General features: G+C 72.4%; 3 protein-coding genes. All 3 read left to right on the top strand.

Annotated elements, in window-relative coordinates; all coding sequences use genetic code 11:
- Positions 1–732, top strand: a 732-nt coding sequence (locus PO768_RS28900; protein ID WP_272648805.1) for an NAD(P)/FAD-dependent oxidoreductase, incomplete at its 5' end; no start/stop codon positions are given.
- On the top strand, positions 732–977 hold the full coding sequence (locus PO768_RS28895) for a (2Fe-2S)-binding protein (protein WP_272648804.1): 246 nt from the start codon (positions 732–734) through the stop codon (positions 975–977). The genes PO768_RS28900 and PO768_RS28895, both read left to right, overlap by 1 nt.
- On the top strand, positions 884–1,125 hold a 242-nt coding region (locus PO768_RS29410), incomplete at its 3' end, for an NAD(P)-binding protein (protein ID WP_442953327.1). The genes PO768_RS28895 and PO768_RS29410, both read left to right, overlap by 94 nt.

Below are 1,125 nucleotides of genomic sequence, written 5' to 3'. Positions count from 1 at the left end.
GCCACGCTGGCGCGGCTGGAGCCGATGCTGCGCCCCGACCTGGCCGGCGCGCTGCGCGTGCCGGGCGACGGCCGCGTCTACCCGCCCAAGGTCGCGGCCCACTGGCTGCAGGGCTGCGAACTGATCGCCGGCGAGGTGGTCGGCCTGGACGGACACAGCCTGTGCCTGGCCGATGGCCGGCGGCTCTGGGGCGGCCTGATCGTGCTGACAGCCGGCCTGGCCAGCCAGCGCTGGCTGCCGCCGGGCTGGCTGCTGCCCAAGAAGGGCCAGCTGGCGATCACGCAGCGCTCCGCGCCGCGCGTCGGCCACCAGTTGGTCGAGCTCGGCTATATCAAGAAGGCCCATCTGGCCGACCAGGACACGGTGTCCTTCAACGTGCAGCCGCGCCCCGATGGCCAGCTCTTGATCGGCTCCTCGCGCCAGATCGGCCGCAGCGATGCGGCGCTGGATCGTCAGATGCTCGAAGCGATGCTGGCCCTGGCCTGCGACTATATGCCCGCGCTGGCCGCGCTGAGCCTGCTGCGCTGCTGGACCGGCCTGCGCCCGGCCAGCCGCGATGGCCAGCCGCTGATCGGAGCGCACCCCGAGCACCCGCGGGTCTGGCTGGCCTGCGGCCATGAGGGCCTGGGCATCACGACCTCGCTGGCCACGGCCGAGCTACTGGCCCAGCTGAGCCTGGGCCAGCCCACCTTGTTGAACGCCGTGCCCTATGCGCCGGCGCGCCTGCTGTGATGGAAGACAAGATCGTCTTGCAGATCGATGGCCAGCCCCATGCGGTGCCGGCCGGCTGCAGCGTGGCGGCCGCGCTGGCACATGCCGGCCTGATCGCCACGCGCCGCTCGGTCAGCGGCCAGCCGCGCGCCGCCTTCTGCGGCATGGGGCAATGCCAGGAATGCCAGGTCATGATAGACGGCGTTGCCAACCGGCTGGCCTGCATGAGCCCGGCCACCGCCGGCATGGTGATAGCGACGACATGATGAACAGAACGCTGGACGCCGATATCACCGTCGTCGGTGCCGGCCCGGCCGGCATTGCCGCCGTCTGCCGCCTGATTGCGGCCGGCCGGCGCGTGGTCTGGGTCGACCAGGGCGCCCGGCCCGGCGGCCAGATCTGGCGTGCCGGCCT

Origin of the sequence: Paucibacter sp. XJ19-41, from assembly GCF_028462495.1 — a bacterium.
Lineage (GTDB): Bacteria > Pseudomonadota > Gammaproteobacteria > Burkholderiales > Burkholderiaceae_C > Roseateles_E.
The sequence above is the reverse complement of the archived record's forward strand: the minus strand, read 5'-3'. Positions and strand labels throughout refer to the sequence as shown.

What these genes read in the sequence shown, in the direction of transcription:
- PO768_RS28895 (WP_272648804.1), top strand. Translation starts at nt 732, where the DNA reads ATGGAAGACAAGATCGTCTTGCAGATCGATGGCCAGCCCCATGCGGTG.